This window comes from Streptomyces sp. NPDC088732, from assembly GCF_044751205.1.
GTDB lineage: Bacteria > Actinomycetota > Actinomycetes > Streptomycetales > Streptomycetaceae > Actinacidiphila.
This window is the reverse complement of sequence record NZ_JBIVLI010000003.1, coordinates 225,296-243,447: the sequence shown is the minus strand read 5'-3', so window position 1 is coordinate 243,447 and position 18,152 is coordinate 225,296. Positions and strand designations below refer to the sequence as shown.

The 18,152-nt window shown below is 72.6% G+C and carries 16 protein-coding genes and 2 riboswitches; of the genes, 4 read left to right on the top strand and 12 right to left on the bottom strand.

The features are described from left to right. Positions 1–2 precede the first annotated feature (2 nt). From ACIP9H_RS06620 to ACIP9H_RS06605, 4 genes are all read right to left on the bottom strand, one after another. Positions 3–1,031 carry an ABC transporter permease gene (locus tag ACIP9H_RS06620; RefSeq protein WP_401581817.1) on the bottom strand — a complete coding sequence of 343 codons (1,029 nt, stop codon included), beginning with the start codon at positions 1,029–1,031 and terminating at the stop codon, positions 3–5. Between the two features lie 31 nt (positions 1,032–1,062). Further along, positions 1,063–2,637 (bottom strand): ABC transporter substrate-binding protein, encoded by a 1,575-nt coding sequence (locus ACIP9H_RS06615; protein WP_401957872.1) that lies wholly within the window; start codon positions 2,635–2,637, stop codon positions 1,063–1,065. A 490-nt stretch (positions 2,638–3,127) separates the two neighbouring features. Then, a complete protein-coding gene (locus tag ACIP9H_RS06610) occupies positions 3,128–4,042 on the bottom strand; it encodes a DsbA family protein (protein ID WP_401581812.1) in 915 nt (304 codons plus the stop codon). Next, on the bottom strand, positions 4,039–4,473 hold the full coding sequence (locus ACIP9H_RS06605) for an RrF2 family transcriptional regulator (protein ID WP_401581810.1): 435 nt from the start codon (positions 4,471–4,473) through the stop codon (positions 4,039–4,041). Before ACIP9H_RS06605 ends, ACIP9H_RS06610 begins: the two co-directional genes overlap by 4 nt. Before the next feature lie 136 nt (positions 4,474–4,609). Between ACIP9H_RS06605 and ACIP9H_RS06600 the strand changes: the two genes are divergently transcribed. Further along, positions 4,610–5,116 (top strand): cupin domain-containing protein, encoded by a 507-nt coding sequence (locus ACIP9H_RS06600; RefSeq protein WP_401581808.1) that lies wholly within the window; start codon positions 4,610–4,612, stop codon positions 5,114–5,116. 78 nt (positions 5,117–5,194) lie between these two features. Here the strand turns inward: ACIP9H_RS06600 and ACIP9H_RS06595 are convergent, their stop codons facing one another. From ACIP9H_RS06595 to ACIP9H_RS06585, 3 genes are all read right to left on the bottom strand, one after another. Then, positions 5,195–6,124, bottom strand: a complete 930-nt coding sequence (locus ACIP9H_RS06595; RefSeq protein WP_401581805.1) for a hypothetical protein — start codon at positions 6,122–6,124, stop codon at positions 5,195–5,197. Positions 6,125–6,358: 234 nt separating this feature from the next. After that, complete coding sequence (locus ACIP9H_RS06590) at positions 6,359–7,084, bottom strand: alpha/beta fold hydrolase (RefSeq protein WP_401581802.1); 726 nt, start codon at positions 7,082–7,084, stop codon at positions 6,359–6,361. A gap of 72 nt (positions 7,085–7,156) precedes the next feature. Further along, positions 7,157–8,242: a PP2C family protein-serine/threonine phosphatase gene (locus tag ACIP9H_RS06585; protein ID WP_401581799.1), complete on the bottom strand. Its 1,086-nt coding sequence runs from the start codon at positions 8,240–8,242 to the stop codon at positions 7,157–7,159. 214 nt (positions 8,243–8,456) lie between these two features. On the opposite strand from ACIP9H_RS06585, the gene ACIP9H_RS06580 reads away from it, so the two are divergent. Then, positions 8,457–9,668 (top strand): acyltransferase, encoded by a 1,212-nt coding sequence (locus tag ACIP9H_RS06580; RefSeq protein ID WP_401581797.1) that lies wholly within the window; start codon positions 8,457–8,459, stop codon positions 9,666–9,668. A 72-nt stretch (positions 9,669–9,740) separates the two neighbouring features. Here the strand turns inward: ACIP9H_RS06580 and ACIP9H_RS06575 are convergent, their stop codons facing one another. Then, on the bottom strand, positions 9,741–10,442 hold the full coding sequence (locus ACIP9H_RS06575) for an alpha/beta hydrolase (RefSeq protein ID WP_401581796.1): 702 nt from the start codon (positions 10,440–10,442) through the stop codon (positions 9,741–9,743). Here ACIP9H_RS06575 and ACIP9H_RS06570 point away from each other — a divergent pair, their 5' ends adjacent. Both ACIP9H_RS06570 and metE read left to right on the top strand, forming a co-directional pair. Beyond that, positions 10,443–10,916, top strand: coding sequence for a hypothetical protein (locus tag ACIP9H_RS06570; protein WP_401581793.1), 474 nt, complete (start codon positions 10,443–10,445; stop codon positions 10,914–10,916). It begins immediately after the preceding gene. A gap of 116 nt (positions 10,917–11,032) precedes the next feature. Continuing rightward, a riboswitch (cobalamin riboswitch) is annotated at positions 11,033–11,180 on the top strand. Between the two features lie 183 nt (positions 11,181–11,363). Further along, complete coding sequence (gene metE, locus ACIP9H_RS06565) at positions 11,364–13,682, top strand: 5-methyltetrahydropteroyltriglutamate--homocysteine S-methyltransferase (RefSeq protein ID WP_401581790.1); 2,319 nt, start codon at positions 11,364–11,366, stop codon at positions 13,680–13,682. Between the two features lie 51 nt (positions 13,683–13,733). Here the strand turns inward: metE and ACIP9H_RS06560 are convergent, their stop codons facing one another. From ACIP9H_RS06560 to ACIP9H_RS06545, 4 genes are all read right to left on the bottom strand, one after another. Further along, positions 13,734–14,492 (bottom strand): CbtA family protein, encoded by a 759-nt coding sequence (locus ACIP9H_RS06560; protein WP_401581788.1) that lies wholly within the window; start codon positions 14,490–14,492, stop codon positions 13,734–13,736. Between the two features lie 18 nt (positions 14,493–14,510). Further along, the gene (locus ACIP9H_RS06555; protein ID WP_389255346.1) at positions 14,511–14,732 is read right to left on the bottom strand and encodes a CbtB domain-containing protein; all 222 of its coding nucleotides are present in this window, start codon (positions 14,730–14,732) and stop codon (positions 14,511–14,513) included. 35 nt (positions 14,733–14,767) lie between these two features. Then, positions 14,768–14,917, bottom strand: a riboswitch (cobalamin riboswitch). Positions 14,918–15,067: 150 nt separating this feature from the next. Further along, entirely contained in the window at positions 15,068–16,540 is a 1,473-nt protein-coding gene (locus ACIP9H_RS06550; RefSeq protein ID WP_401581786.1) for a DEAD/DEAH box helicase, read from the bottom strand. Positions 16,541–16,917: 377 nt separating this feature from the next. Continuing rightward, a complete protein-coding gene (locus tag ACIP9H_RS06545) occupies positions 16,918–18,024 on the bottom strand; it encodes a ricin-type beta-trefoil lectin domain protein (protein ID WP_401581783.1) in 1,107 nt (368 codons plus the stop codon). Positions 18,025–18,152 lie beyond the last annotated feature (128 nt).

The window sequence follows — 18,152 nt, the reverse complement described above, 5'->3', positions numbered from 1 at the left end:
GGTCATACCCCCCGCTGGGCGGCCGGCGTCACGCGCGACAGCACCAGGTTGACGATCAGGTTGAAGGTGACGACCAGGACGATCGACACCACGAGGACGCCCTGCACGGCGGGTACGTCGCCCGCCTGCGCGGAGTCGTTGGCGAACCTGCCGAAGCCCTGGAGACCGAAGATCCACTCCGTGACGACGGAGGCACCGACCAGCGCGGGGAACTTCAGCCCGACGGTCGCGAGCGCCGGCCCGATGCCGTTGCGCAGGACATGGCCGAAGAACACACGCCGTGGGCTGAGGCCCCGTACCACCGCGCCGGTCACGTAGTTCTCGCGGTAGGCGGCGACGAGGCTGGTGCGCAGTTGGCGTGCGACGTCCGCGACGACGTCGAGGCTCAGGGCGACGGCGGGCAGGGTGATGTGCGCGAGCCACGGGCCGATGCCCTGCTCCGCCGGGACGTAGCCGGCGGAGGGGAACAGGTGCAGTTCCACGGCGAGGACGGCGACCAGCACGATGCCCACCACGAAGGGGGGCATCACCGAGATCACCGTGACGAAGCCCGTGATCGCGCGGTCGAGCCAGGTGGTGCTGCGGAGCGCCGCCACCGTGCCGAGGGCGAAGCCCACGGTCACTCCGAGGACCAGTGCGAAGGTGGCGACCGAGAGGCTGACATCGAGGCCGAGGCCGATGAGGGTGGAGATGTCGGCACCGTTGGTCCAGCTGGTGCCGAGCTGTCCGTGCAGGATGCCGGTGAACCAGTCCCAGTACTGCACGAGGAAGGGCCGGTTCAGCCCCCAGTGGGCCTCGACCCTGGCGATCGCCTCGGGGGTCGCGTCCTCGCCCAGCTGGATCCGCGCCGGGCTGAGGCCGCTCAGCGACCGCAGCGCGAAGGTCACGAAGGTCGCGACCAGGAACACGGGTACGAAGATCGCGACCGAGCGGGCGAGAGCGGTCAGGATGCGGCTCGCGGTCCGCCGGACCCTGATCGCGGCGACACCGCGATGTCGGGCGGAGGTGACCGGCAGGGCGGTCGTCGTCATGAGGGTGCCCCTTTCTGCGGCGGACGGGCGGTCAGCCGCGACCGGAGATCGTCACGCCGGTCCAGTCGAGGTGGGCCGGGTTCTTCGGCAGGGCCGATATCGACCGGCTCTTGGCGAAGAGGTTCGGCGAGGAGTACGTGAAGACCAGTGCCTTGGTCTGCAGGCCCGCCCGGGTCGCCGCCTGCAGGGTTTGCGCGTAGTCCGGAGCGTCCAGCGGGGTCCGGCGGACCTTGGCGACGGCCGCCTCGAAGCCGGCCGGCTCGTACGGCGAGCTGAGGTTGAGCGGGCCGTCGGGGCCGAAGTGGGCGGTGAGGGTCTGCGCGGCGGAGTCACGTCCCGTGGTGCCGTAGAGCGAGAACGTCAGGTCCTTGGCGAAGAAGGGGGTGGCCCAGTTCTTGTCGATCTTGATGTCGACGGTGATGCCGACGGCGCCCAGCTGCGACTGGACGATCTCGGCCTGCGGGTCCTCCGCCGGGATGACCAGGTCGAGCTTGATGTCCCCCGGCTTGTGGCCCGCCTCGGCGAGCAGCTTCCTGGATGTCGCCGGGTCGTACGGGTAGGCGTTCTCCGACCGCGGGTCGTAGGCCACGTAGCCCTTGGGGAACGGCTGGTCGGTCGCCTCGCCGTAGCCGAAGGTCAGCTTGTCCACGAACTCCTTGCGGTCGATCGCGTGGCGGACGGCGTCGACGACCCTGTCGTCGTCGAACGGTGCCTTGTTGATGTTGAGGCTGATGTTCGACGCGTTGTAGCCGGGCTGGACGAAGACGTCGAGGCCGGCCTTCTTGGCGGCGTCCGCCTGACTCGGTTTGATGTCGGCGAAGTTGTAGACGCCGGTCTGCAGTCCGGAGACCACGGTCGACGCGTCGGGGGCCGAGACCAGTTCGACGTCGTCGATGTGGATGTTCTTCGCGTCCCAGTAGTCCGGGTTCTTCTTCAGCAGCACTTTGGTGCCGGGAATCAGCTGCTCGACGACGAAGGGCCCGGCGCCGACGGGATCCTGGTCCAGTTTCTCCGGGTGCGCGGCCGCCTTGGGGCTGGCGATCTGCAGCACGCGCTGACCGAGCAGTTGCGGGATCTGGTAGTCGACCTGCGTGAGGTGGACGACGGCGTCCAGTCCCTCGGCGTCCACGGACCCGATCGAGGTCAGGTCGCCGAAGAGCGCCGAGTTCTGCTGCTTCTTGGCCCGTTCGACGGCCGCCTTGACGGCGGCCGCGTCGACCGGCTCGCCGTCGCTGAACTTCAGGCCGGGGCGCAGATGGAAGGTGATCTCGTTGCCCTCGGCGTTGTAGTCCCAGCTCTCGGCGAGGTCGGGGACGGCCTTGCCGTTTTCGTCGGTGCGTGTCAACGATGCGTACACCAGGGCGAGTTCGCGGAACTGGGCGCCACTGCCCGACACCACCGGGTCCCAGTGCGCGGGGAAGTAGGACGAGGCCCACTTCAGCGTGGCGCCGGCGGTCGCGGCGCCCGTGCCGTCGGCGCACGCGCTGAGGCCGGGGGCGAGTACGCAGACAAGTGCCGTGCCGAGGGCCGCGGCGCGCGGCCGGGCCGTTCGCCGGGCGGATCGCGGGTCGGTTCCGGAAGGGCGGGTGCTGAGTCGTCCGGGCATCTCAAGGCTTTCTGCGAGGGCCCCGGCCCGTCTCGGGGCGGGCGGGGGCGCGGCGGCGGGCGCGGTTCGCACCCGCGCCGGAGCCGGCTCGTGCCCCTCCGGACGTGCCGGTGTGCGCGCGGACGCACACATCGGGCACGCCGCGCTCAGGGCAGGGCGTCGGCAGGTACGCGGGGGCTCACCGGGAGAAGGGCGAGGGGAGGCGGCGAAGCGCGGGGGCGGCGCGGGCGACGGGCGCCCGCGGCGGCTGAGCGGCGGGACGGCCGGCGCCGACGGGAGGGGTCAGGCGCCTGTGGGCCGGGGCGGCGGCCGGTCAGCGACAGAGGGCGCTGGAGGTGCGCCGCAGGTCCACGTAGCGGCACACCACACCGGGGTGCGTCGTGAGCATGGTGCACATCCTGGCGACCGCCGCGAACGGCTGTCAATAGACACCAATTGGTGTCTCATTGGGCGGGACGCGGTCCTGATCGGCCGTCAGAGGCCGTCCGGTTCAGCAGGTGTGCGCGCCGCCGCGGGTCGCCGGGTGCACGGCGGCCTCCTCGGGGTCCAGCCACAGGGGGCCGTTCCCGGTGTCCACCCGGACCGCCCCCGGCGGTGGCCACGGGCCTTCCGTCAGCAGCTCGCGCTCCGGGCCGGTGAGGCTGCGGTAGGAGCGAAGGGCCTGCGCCGGCGGGAGCGGGGGCACGGCGGCCGTCAGTCCGGGGCGCAGCTGCTCCACCGCCGCGGTGTACTCCTCGTAGGTCCGCCAGCCCGGCACCACGCGGTGCTCCGCCGGGGCGCGGACGAGCAGCGTCGGCAGCGCGTACCGGTACCCGCCGTCGCCGGTCTCCTTCGCGCCGCCGGGATGCGGCGAGCGGCCGGACACCGACAGCACGTCCCGCACCGGGCGCCGCGCCTCCGCCCGGTCGGCGCGCACCCGCTCCCGTACCTCGGCGGACGCCGCGTCGGCCGACAGCCGTTCCAGGTCGAGACCGGGCACGCCCCGTACGGCGGCCAGCGCCAGCGCGGGTGTGTCCGCCGGTTCCCCCAGGACGAACACGGTCTCCCGCAGACGGCGCAGCACCCGCTCCGCCACCTCGCCGCCCTGGAACTCCGCGGCCTTGGCCGCCAGCGAAGACGGCCAGGAACTCGCCGCCACACGGTCCAGCCGCGGCGCCCGCGGTGCCCGGGTGTGGGCGGTGATCCCCTTGATGTAGGCCGTGTACCAGGCCGTCTCCGCGGCGGGGTCGGGGGCCGGATCGTCGTCGAGGTCGAACAGCAGGCAGTACACCCGGCGCCATTCGACCCGCCCGGCCAGCGCCGCCCTCAGCCTGCGGAAGACGGGCTCCGATCCCCAGGCCCACGGACACAGCGGATCGGTGTACTCGACCACCTCCACCGCGGGCGGGGGAAGTCCGGCCGTCACGCGGCTCCCTTCCGGGCCGGTTGTCCCGCGGCGTCCGCCGGCAGCAGCGACAGCAGGGTCACCCCGCCGAGGATCGCCGCCGCACTCGCCTCGACCTGGCGCCACACGCCGGGCAGTCCCGAGGCGGCACCGGGATAGTCGAGCCCGGCCGGCGACTCGCCCCGCAAGGTGATCAACTCGCCGTCCACGGCGAGTGAGACGTCCAGGAGGGTGATTTCCCCGGCGGGCCGGCCGAGCCAGTAGCCCCCCTCGCAACCGCGCTGACTGCGCACCAGCCCGGCCTTGCGCAGCTCGCCCACCACGGACTTCAGGAAGCGGAACGGGATCTGCTGCGAGGAGGCGATCGCCTCGCACGTCAGGGGACGGGCGGGCTCACAGGCGAGCTCCAGGAGAGCGCGCGCGGCGTAGTCCGCCTTCGCGGAGATATGCATGGGCACATCATGCCGGACCTGCGGCGGCCGACCGGGGCCCGTGCGGTTCGCCCGCCCTATTGCGGCAGTATTGCCGCAGGTGAAGGGCAATGGACACTTCTTGACATCCTTTTCCGGGCGGCTCTACCGTCCCGGCATGAGCGAGCCGTTGACGAACCCCGGTGAGGGCTTCCACCCCCATCTCCCCGACACCCCCGGGCACGGGACGACGCCCCTGCGCTCCCGGCTGCACCACATCCGCGCGGACTCCCTGGACGGCGGGACGGCGCAGACCGGCGGGATGCGCCGGTTCGCCGCCGTCAGCGGGAAGACCGTGGGATCCGAGAAACTGTGGATGGGCCAGACCCATGTGGCCCCCGCGGCATCGTCCTCCGACCACCACCACGGCGAGTCCGAGACCGCCATCTACGTGGTGAGCGGGCACCCCGAGTTCGTCTTCCTCGACGGCTCCGGCGAGCCGCCCCGTGAGGTGCGGCTGCGCACCGCACCGGGCGACTACATCTTCGTCCCGCCGTTCGTGCCGCACCGGGAGGAGAACCCCGATCCCGCCGAGGAGGCCGTGGTCGTCATCGCCCGCAGCACCCAGGAGGCGATCGTGGTCAACCTCCCGGGGCTGTACGCGCTTCCGGCCGACGAGGCCTGAAAAGCCTTGTAGCGTACGGGAGTTTGCGCGGCCAGCGGAAAGTCCCGTCACGCCCCGTTCGCGGGGCATGACGGTGTGTCAGTTGACGGACGGGCCGCCGAGGCGTTCCAGGAGGAGCCCTTCGCGGGTGGACCACGGGCAGATGGTCACGCTGCGGGCATCGCAGGCCTCCATCAAGGCCTCCGCCACGAGGGCTCCGGCCAGGGACTGCCCGGCGCGGTGCGCGGAGATCCCGGGCAGCTTGTCCCGGCTCCCCGGCGTCGTGGCCGCCAGCAGCGGGATCGCCTCCCGCAGGGCGGGCAGGGTCAGCCGCTCCGGCGTGCGGGCGCGCCTGTCCCGGCCCGCCGCGAGCCGGGCGAGCTGGGTGAAGGTCTTGGAGCACGCCAGGACCGCTCCGCCCGGCTCGGCGCGGGGCAGTTCGGTCACCGTCCCCAGATACCGGCGCAGTTCCCGCCGCAACTCCGCCAGTTGCTCCGCGGACGGGGTGGTGTCGCCGGACAGGTGCTTGCGCGTGACCGTGCGGGCGCCCAGCGGCAGCGAGAGCACCGTCCGGGGCCGGGCGTCGGTGCCAGAGGCGATCTCCACGGTGCCGCCGCCGATGTCCAGGACGAGCAGCGGGCCGTCGACAGGACCCGCCCAGCGGCGCGCTGCCGCGTAGGCGAGCCGCGCCTCCTCCTCACCGGGCAGCACACGCAGCTGGACGCCGGTGGTGTCCGCGACCCGTTCGATGACGTCGTCGCAATTGGGGGCGTCCCGGATCACGGAGGTGGCGAACGCGAAGACCTCCGGCAGCCGGAGCCTCGGGTGCGCGGCGACCACCTCGGCCACCGCCTCCTGCACCGTCCTGACCCCGGACTGGCGCAACTGGCCCTCCGGGCCCAGGCTGTGGTGCAGTCCCAACCGCACCTTGTGGGAGAGCACGGGCTCCAGCTCGCCGTCCTCCGACCGCCGCACCACCGTCAACAGGGCGCTGTGGCAGCCCACGTCGAGGACCGCCGCCTGCCGCATCGCACGACCTTCCCGCACCACGAGCCTTCCCTCCCTGAGCCGTTCCGTTCTCCCCGGCTCCCTGCCCGGGGCGGTCGCCATGGACGGTGACCAGCACATCGGGGCACCGCGTAGCCATCATGTCACCGCCGGTTCCCGCTCCCTGGTCCGGCACGCCCTCCGGTACGCGACTCTGTTGCCCGGCGCACGGATTCTGACGCCGCCCTGCCGCACCGGTCCGGGCCGTGACGGCGGTCACACGTGACGTGCGACGAAGTCCCCTATGCCCCGTGCCACTTCCTCGGGGTGGGTGATCAGGGCGTCGTGAGGGCCGGGGATCATGACCGGGCGCATGCCGAGCCGTGCGGCGAACTCCGCACCCGGCCGGGGCAGCGCCCGGTCGTCCGTGCTGAGGAGGTAGAGCAGGGGGATGCCGAGCGACGCCAGATCCGGGGCGTCGAAGGGCTCGGTCTCGTAGTGGCCCGGCATGGGAGTGACCAGGGCCGCGACGAGGCGTTGCAGGTCCTCGGACCGGCCCTGGAGGAGGTACGTCCGGACGAAGTCGAAGTCGATCGGCCACGCATGGGCGGGTGAGTCCAGCAGTGTGCGCACCCCCGGCTGCATCTCCGGCAGGAGTTCGTCGAACGTGCTCCTGCCTGGTGCCGGCAGGAGGGCGTTGCAGTAGATCACCGCCGCCACCCGCCTCCCCAGCGCGAACGCCGCGTTCGTCACCGGGTAGCCGCCCCAGCTGTGGGCGACCAGGACGACGTTCTCCGCATCGAGGCGCTCCACGCGGCGGACGATATGGCGTACGGCATCCTCCGGGCGAGGGGCCACGGTGTCGTCGCCGTCGGCGAGACCCGGAAGCGTCAGCGCAACCGCCTCGTTCCCCGCGGCCCTCAGGAGCCGGGCCACGGGCTGCCAGGACCAGCCGCCGTGCCACGCTCCAGGAACCATGACAAAGGGTGACGATCGCGTCATACGTCCGACGCTACGTTCCGTACTGCTCCGGGGACCCGCCGGCCGCGACAAGTTTGACGCCCTTCTTACGGTTCACACCCGGCGGACGGCCAGCAGAGCCGCGTCGTCCGCGAGTTCGGAGCCGACGTAGGCGCGGACGTCCGCGAGCAGGTCGTCCAGCAGGTCCTCCGGATCGGTGGCGGGCAGGGCGCTCAGCCGCTCGGTCAGTGGGTAGAAGCGGTCCGCGGCGTCCCGTGCCTCCGCCACGCCGTCCGTGTAGAGCAGCATCAGGTCACCGCTGACGAACGGGACGGGGCAGGCGCGGTAGTCCCTGCCCACCAGCCCCTGCAGCCCCAGCGGCGGTGCGGCGACCGACGGGATCACCTCGCGGCAGCTGCCCGCGTGCCGGAGCAGCGGCGGCGGGTGCCCGCAGTTGACCACGGCCGCCGGTCCGGGTGCGTCCGGGACGCTGACCAGTACCGCCGTGACGAACTCCTCCCTCGCCGGGCGGCGGACCAGCGCCGCGTCCAGCCGCTTGGCGACCTCCGCCAGCTCCGGTTCCGCCCGCGCGGCCTCGCGGAACACCCCGAGCACGTCGGCCGCGGTCTCCACGGCGGCCAGGCCCTTTCCGCGTACGTCCCCGATGATCAGGCGCACTCCGTAGCTGGTGGGTATCGCCTCGTACAGGTCACCTCCGATGCGTGCCTCTGCCTCTGCCGCCACATAGCGCACCGCCATCACCAGCGGCCCCAGCCGTCGCGGCACCAGCCTCAGCAGCGCACGCTGTGCCGCCTCGGCGACCGTGTGCACCTTGGCCAGCTCCCGTTCCTGGCTGGCCACCACCACGACGCCCGCACAACTGAAGAAGGTGGTCGCCACGATCGTGGCCGCCGCGGTCGCCAGGACGACGGCGGGCACGCCGACGTCGTAGATCGCCAGGGCGGCGAAAAGGCCGCACGCGACCGCTCCCGCCGCCGCTGGGACCGTCGCCCGGCGGGCACCCGCACTCGCCAGCACGGGGAGAGCGGCGAGGACCGGGGAGAAGGTGACATTCGTCCCCACCGCGAAGTCGGCGGCCACGCTCATCAGGACCAGCGCATAGCCGGTGATCTTCAGCTTGCGCGCCCATCGCGGCAGCCACGGTTGGCCGCCGCCCCTCTTGCCGAAGACACCAGGCATGGCACCGTCCTCTTGCCGCGTCGTGCCCTCCTCCCTTCCACGGTCGCTCGCCGGCCGCCCTCCCGCTACCAGCGGCTCCTGCGGCCACGGCGTCCGGCCGTAGCGGAGCGTGATGCCCCCCCCGCACTGCCGTACGTCCCGCGTCGCGGGGGTAGCGCCCGGCGGCCGCCTTTCCAACACTGGTGACGTACCGGCGACAGGGGGGGGCACCGACATGGCGACGCGCGCGGAACCGGCGCAGGCACCGCTGCCGGAGCGGCGGCGGCCGGAGCTGGACACCATCCGGATGCTGGTCGTGATCGGCCTGGTGTTCTTCCACTCGGCGCTCGTCTTCGCCGCCGACGACGACTTCTATGTCAAGAACGCCGAGACCACCGAAGCCGTCATGATCATCGCCGGGTTCGGGGTCGTCTGGGCCATGCCGCTGCTGTTCCTCATCTCCGGCCTCGGCGCCTGGCACTCGCTTCAGCGCCGCGGTGCGGGCGGCTTCGCCAGGGAGCGGCTGCTGCGGCTCGGCGTTCCGCTGGTGTTCGCGACCCTCGCGCTGAACCCGCTGCCGCAGTGGCTGCGGCTGCGCGCGGCCGACGCCGGCTACCACGAGTCGTACCTGGGCTTCCTGCCCCGCTTCTTCGACGTGCACCTGGAGCCCGCGGAGTTCCCCTTCCTCGTCCAGGGCGAGCACTTCGAGACCGGCCACCTGTGGTTCGTCGTGCTCCTCCTGGCGTTCTCCCTCATGCTGGTGCCGTTCCACCGGTGGCTGCCGCGCGAGCGTGTCCGCCGCATCGGCGACCGGGTGGCGGAGACGACCCTGCGCCGGCGGGGCGTCGTGCTTCTGCCGGCCCTCGTCCTCGCGGCGATCTGTGCCCTCGCACGGCTGGAGGAGGACTACGCGGGCTGGCACCGCTGGTCTTACCTGCTGTTCTTCGTCGCCGGCTTCGTACTCGCGGGCGACGACCGCTTCCGCACCGCGATGCGGCGCGACGCCGGGACCGCGGCCTGGCTCGGCGCCCTGCTGTTCGCGGCCGCCGGTCCTGGCTTCGCGCTGGCGGACGAGCCCTTCACCGAGATGACCGCCCTGGCCACCGCCTCCCGGGCGCTGTTCGGCGCGGCCGGATGGTGCCTGGTGGTCGCCATCCCGGGCCTCCTCGACCGTCGGCGGCTCAAGCGACCGCGTGCGACCCCGCACCCGGCCCCGACGACGCGCCGGCGCCTCTACGGCTATCTCGCCGCGGCCGTGCTGCCGCTGTACGTCCTGCACCAGCCGATCGTGGTCGCCGTCGCCTACTTCGTGACCGGCTGGTCCGCGCCGATCCTGGTCGAGTACGCCGTGCTCGTGGTGATCGCCCTCGTCCTCACCCTCACCGCGTACGAGCTCCTGGTCCGCCGCACGCGGGCGACCCGCTTCCTGTTCGGGATGCGGCCCTAGAGGCGACTCCAATGTGCTGGTGACTGCCGCTCGTTGACAGCCGCCGCGCGGCGACCGTCCTCATCGCCGCCATCAACGACTGGCTGTGATCCCCGGGTCTGCCCGGGCCGGTGCGTCTGGGGCGTCTAGCAACTCCAGAAGCAGGTCGACGACCAGCTCCGGCCGCCCCACGAACGGCGAGTGCCCGGTCTGCCACTCGCGGACGGAGTCGCAGCGCGCGGCCATGACGTGCTGGAGTCCGGGATCGATGGCTCGGTCCTTCGCGCACACGACATAGGTGGAAGGGGCATGTTTCCAGCTTTGGCGTTCCGGGACTCCTCGACCGCAGCCCGCCGCCTGGGGTCGAAGCAGTCCCACTGCCCAAGCGGCCAGGTGCTCGGGGCAATCCGCGTACAGCGCGTCCACGGCCCCGCTTGGTTCAAGGCGGGTAGAACCGTCGTTCTGGGGCTCGATTGCGGCCTTCAACTGGCTGGAGGCGCCGCCCAAGCCCGCCGCGCTCTCACCCGCATCCGGCACGAAGGCCGCCAGATACACCAAACGCTCGACTCCATGCAGACCAGTGATCACGGACCCTCCGTAGGAGTGGCCCAGCACCAAGGGAGGCGCCTCCAGCGCGTCAACGGCGGCCTGCACCGCCGCCGTGTCCGCGGCCAACGAGCCTCGATGCAGTTCGGGAGCGACCACGTTCACGCCGACAGCCCGCAGACCCTCGGCAACCCGGAGGAAGTGCTCCGGCTGGTGGTACAAGCCGTGAACCACAACTGCGCTGGTCACTTGACCACCCCCCGGATCGACGTGCCGAAGAAGATGATCCTGGACATCGGAGAGCCCGTCAGTGATGCATCTCCGATGCACGCCCTAGCATGGCCGGAGGCCGAAGCGCGCACGCTGGGGGCGGACATGAAGCGCAGGGTGGGGAGAGCTGCCGCGGCGGCGTACGTCGTGCTGATCGGGGGCCTCGCCGTGGCGGGGGCCGTCCACGAGCAGGCCGTCTACTACCTGCTCGCGGTCGCGCTGACCCTGCCCGCGGGGGCCGTGGCGCTGCCGGCGATGTACGGGGGCTATGCGGCGCTCTCCGCGGTCGGCGGGATCTGGTCCCCCGTGGCCGGGCCGGGCGGTGAGGAGGCCGATTGGCTGAGCCTCGGCAGCACGACGCTGAACGTGGTGCTGCTGACGTGCGCCGCGATCGTCAACGTCGTGCTGCTGGAACGGGCGTTGCGCCGACGGCGGAGGCTGTCCCACCGCTGATCCGCTGCCGCGACCCGCCGTCCCGGAATACGGGCACCGCCGCCCATGGCGGCCCCCGGAGCCGTAGGCTGGCGGACGCAGCTGGTTCGCCCCCGTCCGCCAGGCGGGACGCGTCGTAAGAGGGAACCCGGTGGGAATCCGGGACTGCCCCGCAGCGGTGAGTGGGAACGAGCGCCGTCATACGCACTGGGCCCGGCCGGGTCTGGGAAGCGACGGCCAGTAGGTGTCTGCCCCCGGCAGGCGTGCCCGCGAGTCCGAAGACCTGCCCGCTGCCCGTGCGCGACCGAACGCGCGCGGACATCCCGGTGACCTCGAGGGCGGGTCGGCGTACATACCTGGCGGATGACCGCGCCCCGCCGCGCGTGTTCCGGCCGCCGGTCTGCGTCGCCTTCGCGCTCTCGACCCGTCCCCGGGATCTCAGGGATTCATCTCGCGAAGGAGATCTCCGTGACCACCAAGTCCGCAGCCGCGGCAGCACGGCCCACCGTGTACGGCTACCCCCGCCAGGGCGGCAACCGGGAGCTGAAGAAGGCCGTCGAGGGGTACTGGAAGGGCCGGGTCACCGCCGACGCCCTCCGGGCCACCGCCGCCGAACTGCGCCGCGCGAACTGGCGGCGGCTCGCCGAGGCCGGCGTGCACGAAGTACCGACCGGCGACTTCTCGTACTACGACCACGTCCTCGACACGACCGTGATGGTGGGCGCCGTCCCCGCGCGGCACCGGGGGGCCGTGGCCGCCGACCCGCTCGACGGCTACTTCGCGATGGCGCGCGGCACCCAGGACACGGCACCGCTCGAAATGACGAAGTGGTTCGACACCAACTACCACTACCTGGTCCCCGAGCTCGGTCCGGACACCGTGTTCGCGGCCGACTCGTCCCGGCAGGTCGGGGCGGTCAAGGAGGCCCTCGCCCTCGGCCTCGCGCCCCGGCCGGTCCTCGTCGGCCCCGTGACCTACCTCCTGCTCGCCAAGCCCGCCCCCGGCGTCCCCGCGGACTTCGAGCCGCTCTCCCTCCTCGACCGGCTGCTGCCGGTGTACGCGGAGGTCCTGGCCGATCTGCGTGCCGCGGGGGCCGGCTGGGCGCAGCTCGACGAGCCGGCGCTCGTGCAGGACCGGACCGCCGCCGAACTCGGCGCCTCGGAGCGGGCGTACGGGCGCCTCGGCGCTGTCGAGGACCGGCCGAGGCTCCTGGTGGCCTCCTACTTCGACCGGCTCGGCGAGGCCCTGCCGGTACTCGCCAAGGCACCGGTGGACGGGCTCGCGCTCGACTTCACCGGGGCGGCCGCCGCCAACCTCGACGCGCTCGCCGCGGTGGGCGGCCTGCCCGGCAAGCGCCTGGTGGCCGGTGTCGTGGACGGACGCAACATCTGGGTCAACGACCTGGAGAAGTCCCTCGCCACCCTCGGCACGCTGCTGGGACTGGCCGGCCGGGTCGACGTGGCCGCCTCGTGCTCCCTGCTGCACGTGCCGCTCGACACGGCGGCCGAGCGCGACATCGACCCGCAGATCCTGCGCTGGCTGGCCTTCGCCCGGCAGAAGACGGCGGAGGTCGTCACCCTCGCCAAGGGGCTGAGCCGGGGGACCGGCGCCATCGCCGGGGAACTCGCCGCCAACCGCGCCGCCCTGGCGTCCCGCGCCTCGTCGCCCATCACCCACGACCCCGCCGTACGGGCACGGGCCGCGGCGGTCACGAGCGCCGACGCCCGCCGCTCGCAGCCGTACGGCGAGCGGGCGGCGGCCCAGCGCGCCCACCTCGGCCTGCCTCTGCTCCCGACCACCACCATCGGCTCGTTCCCGCAGACCGCGGAACTCCGCACGGCACGGGCCGATCTGCGGGCCGGCCGGATCGGCGAGACGGAGTACGAGGAGCGCATCAAGGCCGAGATCGGCGAGGTGATCTCCTTCCAGGAGAAGACCGGACTGGACGTCCTCGTGCACGGCGAGGCCGAACGCAACGACGTGGTCCAGTACTTCGCCGAGCGGCTCACCGGCTGCCTCGCCACCCAGCACGGCTGGGTGCAGTCCTACGGCACGCGCTACGTCCGTCCGCCGGTCCTCGCCGGGGACATCTCCCGCCCCGAGCCCATGACCGTGCGGTGGACGGCCTACGCCCGCTCGCTCACCGACCGGCCGGTGAAGGGCATGCTCACCGGTCCGGTCACCATGCTCGCCTGGTCCTTCGTCCGCGACGACCAGCCCCTCGCCGACACCGCGCGCCAGGTCGCCCTGGCCCTGCGCGACGAGGTCGGCGACCTGGAGCGCGCGGGAACGCCGGTCGTCCAGGTCGACGAGCCCGCCCTGCGCGAGACGCTGCCGCTGCGCTCCGCCGACCGCGCCGGCTACCTGGCCTGGGCCACCGAGGCGTTCCGGCTGACCACCAGCGGCGTGCGTCCGGACACGCAGATCCACACCCACATGTGCTACGCCGAATTCGGTGACATTGTGGCGGCGATCGACGACCTCGACGCCGACGTCATCAGCCTGGAGGCCGCCCGCTCCCACATGCAGGTCGCCCGCGAACTCGCCGCGCACGGGTACCCGCGCGAGGCCGGGCCCGGCGTGTACGACATCCACTCGCCGCGCGTGCCGGGAGTGGACGAGGTGGCCGCCCTGCTGAGGAAGGGTCTGGAGGCCATCCCCGCCGAGCGGTTGTGGGTCAACCCGGACTGCGGGCTGAAGACCCGCGGCTGGGCGGAGACCCGCGCCTCCCTGGAGAACCTGGTCGCGGCGGCCCGCACGGTCCGTTCCGAACTCCCCGCGTCCTGAACACGAGAGGGCCCGCGGACGGTTCCGCGGGCCCTCTCGACGGGTGATGCCTCAGTTGGCCGCCGGTACCGCCCGGCCGGAGGCGGACGGAGCGGGCCGGGGGGACAGCAGGCGTTGTGCCAGCTCGCCGAAGAGGAGGCCGAAGCCGCCCCACAGCGTCAGCTGGATGGCCAGGGCCGACAGGCGGAACCGCCACAGCAGCGTGGCCGGGAAGTCCGCGGGCACCTCGTTGATGACCGGCAGGAACGCGTAGGCCAGCCCGATGGCGACGACGAAGGCCCCGACCGCGACGACCGTGGCGTACCAGGTGCCCACGCGGGGTGCCAGGCGCTTGCCGACGATCACGGCGGCGATCGCCAGCAGCACGCTGAGCACCATCATCAGGAAGTACAGCGTGGTGCGCTTGCCGATGGTGTCCGGATCGCCCACCGACGGCGGGTTGGCCGGGTACTTGAGGAACGGGACGACGTAGACCGCCAGCAGCGCGCAGCCCGACAGCAGCAGGGCCGTCGCACGGGCGGAGAAGCGGCCGACGCGCCCGAGCGCGAAGCAGTAGGCCAGCGCGGCGATTCCGCCGAAGGCGACGCCGTAGAGCAGGATGCCGGTGGCCAGCCCCGCGGTGGACTGCAGGTGGCGGCTGACGAGTTCGACCTCGTGCTCGTGCCCGGAGGCGTGCGCCTCCTCGAAGCCGATGGCGTTGTCGACGCTGGGTTCACCGAGGAAGTAGGCGACAAGGAGGGCGAGCGCGCCGGCGATCAGGCCGGCGAGCATGCCGCGGACGAGGAGGTTCCTCACGGTTGCGGAGTTCATGGCTGCGCGAGGTCCCCGTCAGTGGCAGGGGAAGCCGAGCAGGTGGCGGGCGTCGTGCACCCACTCGTGGACGTCCGCGCCGTTGACGACGGAGGTGGCACCCTGCTCGGCGCCGACGAAGTACAGCAGGATCAGCATGAGGACGCCGATGAAGACCGCCCACGGGGCGATGTCCTTCAGCGGCAGCTTGGCCGGTATGACGGGGGTGGTGACTGGCGGCTGGGCGACAGGCTGCGCCATGGCAGGTCCTCCTCGGGAGTTCGCGTCCCATCTCGGTGGTGCACAGGACGTCGGCTGCGGGTCTGACTCACCAGGCGTTCCGGCCCTGAGGCCGGTCTGGTTCACAGTGGCGCGACCGTCCCGGGATTCCACCGGATTCCGCCATGCCGTCGTCGTATCCGGCAAACCGTACCGCGCCGCGGTACCCCCGGCCAAGACCGCGCCCCGGGCCCGGGAGCCGCCGACGGGGCGTCCGCCTGGACCATTACGCCGGGAGGACGGGCAACTCCCAGAGCTGCCGCGTGATCTGACGCACCGTCGCCGACCGACAGACGCCGTGCCCCCGGTGCCTTGTGTCAGTTGCCCCGGCGGACCCGTGCGGCCTCGCGGGCGGCGGCCATCTGCCGGGCCTCGGCCGCCTTGCGCGACTCCTTCCCGGGCCGCGTGCCCAGGCCGCGGAAGGGGGCACCGCCGCGCGCCGGCGCTTTCACGGGCGCCGCACCGGCGACGGGGACTCCGGAGGGGGCCTGGGCCCCGGTGATCCGGCTCAGCGCCGTCTCGCCGGAACGCACCTGAGTGATCGTGGGGCGGATACCGGCCTCGGACATGAGCCTGGTCACGGCGCCGCGCTGGTGGGAGGTGACGAGAGTCACCACAGTGCCGGAGCGCCCGGCGCGGGCGGTCCGGCCGCCGCGGTGGAGGTAGTCCTTGGCCTCGGCGGGGGGATCGACGTTCACCACGAGATCCAGATCGTCGATGTGGATGCCGCGGGCGGCGACGTCGGTCGCCACCAGGGTCGTCACCTCGCCGGCCCTGAAGCGGGCGAGGGCCCGCGTGCGCTGCGGCTGGGACTTCCCGCTGTGCAGGCCCTCCGCGGGCACGCCCGAACCCTCCAGGTGCCGGGTGAACTGGTCGACGGCGTGCTTGGTGTCCAGGAACATGATCACCCGGCCGTCACGGGCGGCGATCTCCGTGGCGGCGGCGAACTTGTCGGCGGCGTGCACGTAGAGCAGGTGATGCTCCATGGCGACGACGGCCGCGGCCGCGGGGTCGACCGAGTGGACCACCGGATCGCTGAGGTAGCGGCGGACCAGCTCATCGATGTTCCGGTCGAGGGTCGCGGAGAACAGCATCCGCTGGCCATCGGGGCGCACCAGGTCCAGCAGCTCGGTCACCTGCGGCAGGAAGCCCAGGTCGGCCATCTGGTCCGCCTCGTCCAGGACCGTGATCCGCACGTGGTCCAGATGCGCGTCACGGCGTCCGACGAGGTCGCTCAGCCGTCCGGGCGTGGCGACGACGACCTCTGCCCCGGCCCGGATCGCGCCGACCTGCCGGCCGATCGACAGGCCGCCGACCACGGTCGCGAGCCGCAGGCCCAGCGCCTCGGCGTAGGGGGTCAGTGCCTCCGTGACCTGCTGGGCCAGCTCCCGCGTCGGCACCAGGACCAGGGCACGGGGCCGCTTGGGCTCGGCACGCTGCCCCGCGGTGCGGGCCAGCAGCGCCAGGCCGAAGGCCAGGGTCTTGCCGGAGCCGGTGCGCCCCCGGCCCAGGACGTCGCGCCCGGCCAGCGCGTTCGGCAGTGTGGCCGCCTGGATGGGGAACGGCTGCTCCACTCCGAGTGCGGTCAGGGCCGTGAGCAGGGGCGACGGGAGTCCCAGCTCCGCGAACCCGGTGACCGGCGGCAGACCGGGAGTGACCGTCCCGGGTGCCGCGAACTCGCCCCGCGGGGCCGCCGCGGGGCGGCCCGTGCCGGCCAGGCGCCCGGGAACCTGCTGACGGGAACGCCCCGCCTGGCCGGAGCGGTGGTCGTTGCGGGGCGAACGGTTCATGGGAGACCTTCCTCGACGGGGCAGCGCATCGAGGCATTCCCGGTGGGGCGGTGCGGCCGGGGAGTCGCCAGAACGAGCCGAAGACAAGACGGTGATCGGCAGCGACGGCCCCGTCCCTTCGGCGCGGGGGTCCCGGGTGCGTCGTGCGTGCCGGCGCCGGGCGCCGACGCCCGGGCGACGGCGCTGCTCGCCGGAAGTTTACCCGTCCGGGCCGTCTTTCCGGGCTTTCCGGGCGGGACGGCGACGGCGGTGTGACGCGGACCACGGTTCCGTGCGGACGCGGGGCCTCCCGGTGCTCGCCGGTCCCGACGACCCCGAGCCGCACGGGAGGCCCCGCTGTGCCGCCCGCCGGGCGGTGCGAGAGATCTGCCGTTCCGTCAGGAGGGCAGCGTCCATTGCTGGTTGGTCGAGTCGGCGCAGCTCCAGATCTGCAGGCGGGTGCCGTTGGCCGAGCTCGGCCCGGTGGCGTCCAGGCACTTGCCGGACTGCGGGTTGACCAGCGTGCTGCCGGACTTCTGCCAGACCTGCGACCCGGTGCCGTTGCAGTCGTACAGGTCCACCTTCGTGCCGTTGGCGGTGCCGGCGGCGACGACGTCCATGCACTTGCCGAGCGCCCGCAAGGTGCCGTCACTGCCGACGGTCCACTTCTGCGCGTCCGTGCCGTTGCAGTCGTAGAGCTGGACCGCGGTGCCGTTGGTGGTGGCCGCGCCGGCGATGTCCACGCACTTGCCGGCGTACCCGGAGCGGATCGGGCCGGTGCCGCCGGGGGGCGGGGTGGTGCCGCCGACCCAGGTGGTGGCCGCGGAGGCTCCCACGTTGTCGATGGCGGTGTTGCTCTCGATCGGGCTCGCGACCTTGCCGGGGAAGACGATGAACGTCACCGGGCCCTCGGTTCCGCCCGTGGCGGGGTTGGGATCGATGCCGAGCGCCGTGGCCAGCGCGTAGGAGCCCTCGCCGATGATGTTGTCCGGGCCCTCGTCGGCGAACGTGGCGTAGACGACCCTGCCGTTGTAGACCACCGCGGCGACGCTGCCCGGCGAGATGCCCGCGGACTGGTAGTTGAAGCGGCTGCTCGGCAGGGGCACGACGTAGTAGTGCGTGGTCTCCGAGGTGAAGGGCTGGCCGGTGGAGGTCTCGAAGGACGTCTGCGGCTGGTACCAGGGGTCGGTCGCGGCGTTGCAGTGCGTCGTGCCGACGCCGTCGCAGTCGATGTCCATGTCCGACGTCCAGGTGTACGCGGACCCGTTCTTGCAGATCTGCACGGTCGCGGCTCCGCCGTCGTCCGTCGCGTATTTGCCGTTCGAGGCGGGAGTGCAGTTCTGCGCCTTGGCGAGCAGTTGGGCCGCGGTCGGTCCCGCGGCCGCCACGGCCTGCGCGGCTCCGGCGGCGTTCGATGCGGTCGCGCCGACGCCGACCGTCGCGGTCAGCGTGGCCGCGGCGACGCCGAGGGCGGCGAGGCCCAGGCGAAAGCGAGTACGCGTCATGGGGCACCTCTTCCGATCGTTGAAGAACGTCCGAACGGGTGGGACAGGGGTGGCCACCGGATTGAAAGGAAACCTTACTGACGCATACCTGTCAATGCTCGCGCGACCGTGTCCATGTGTGCATCGGC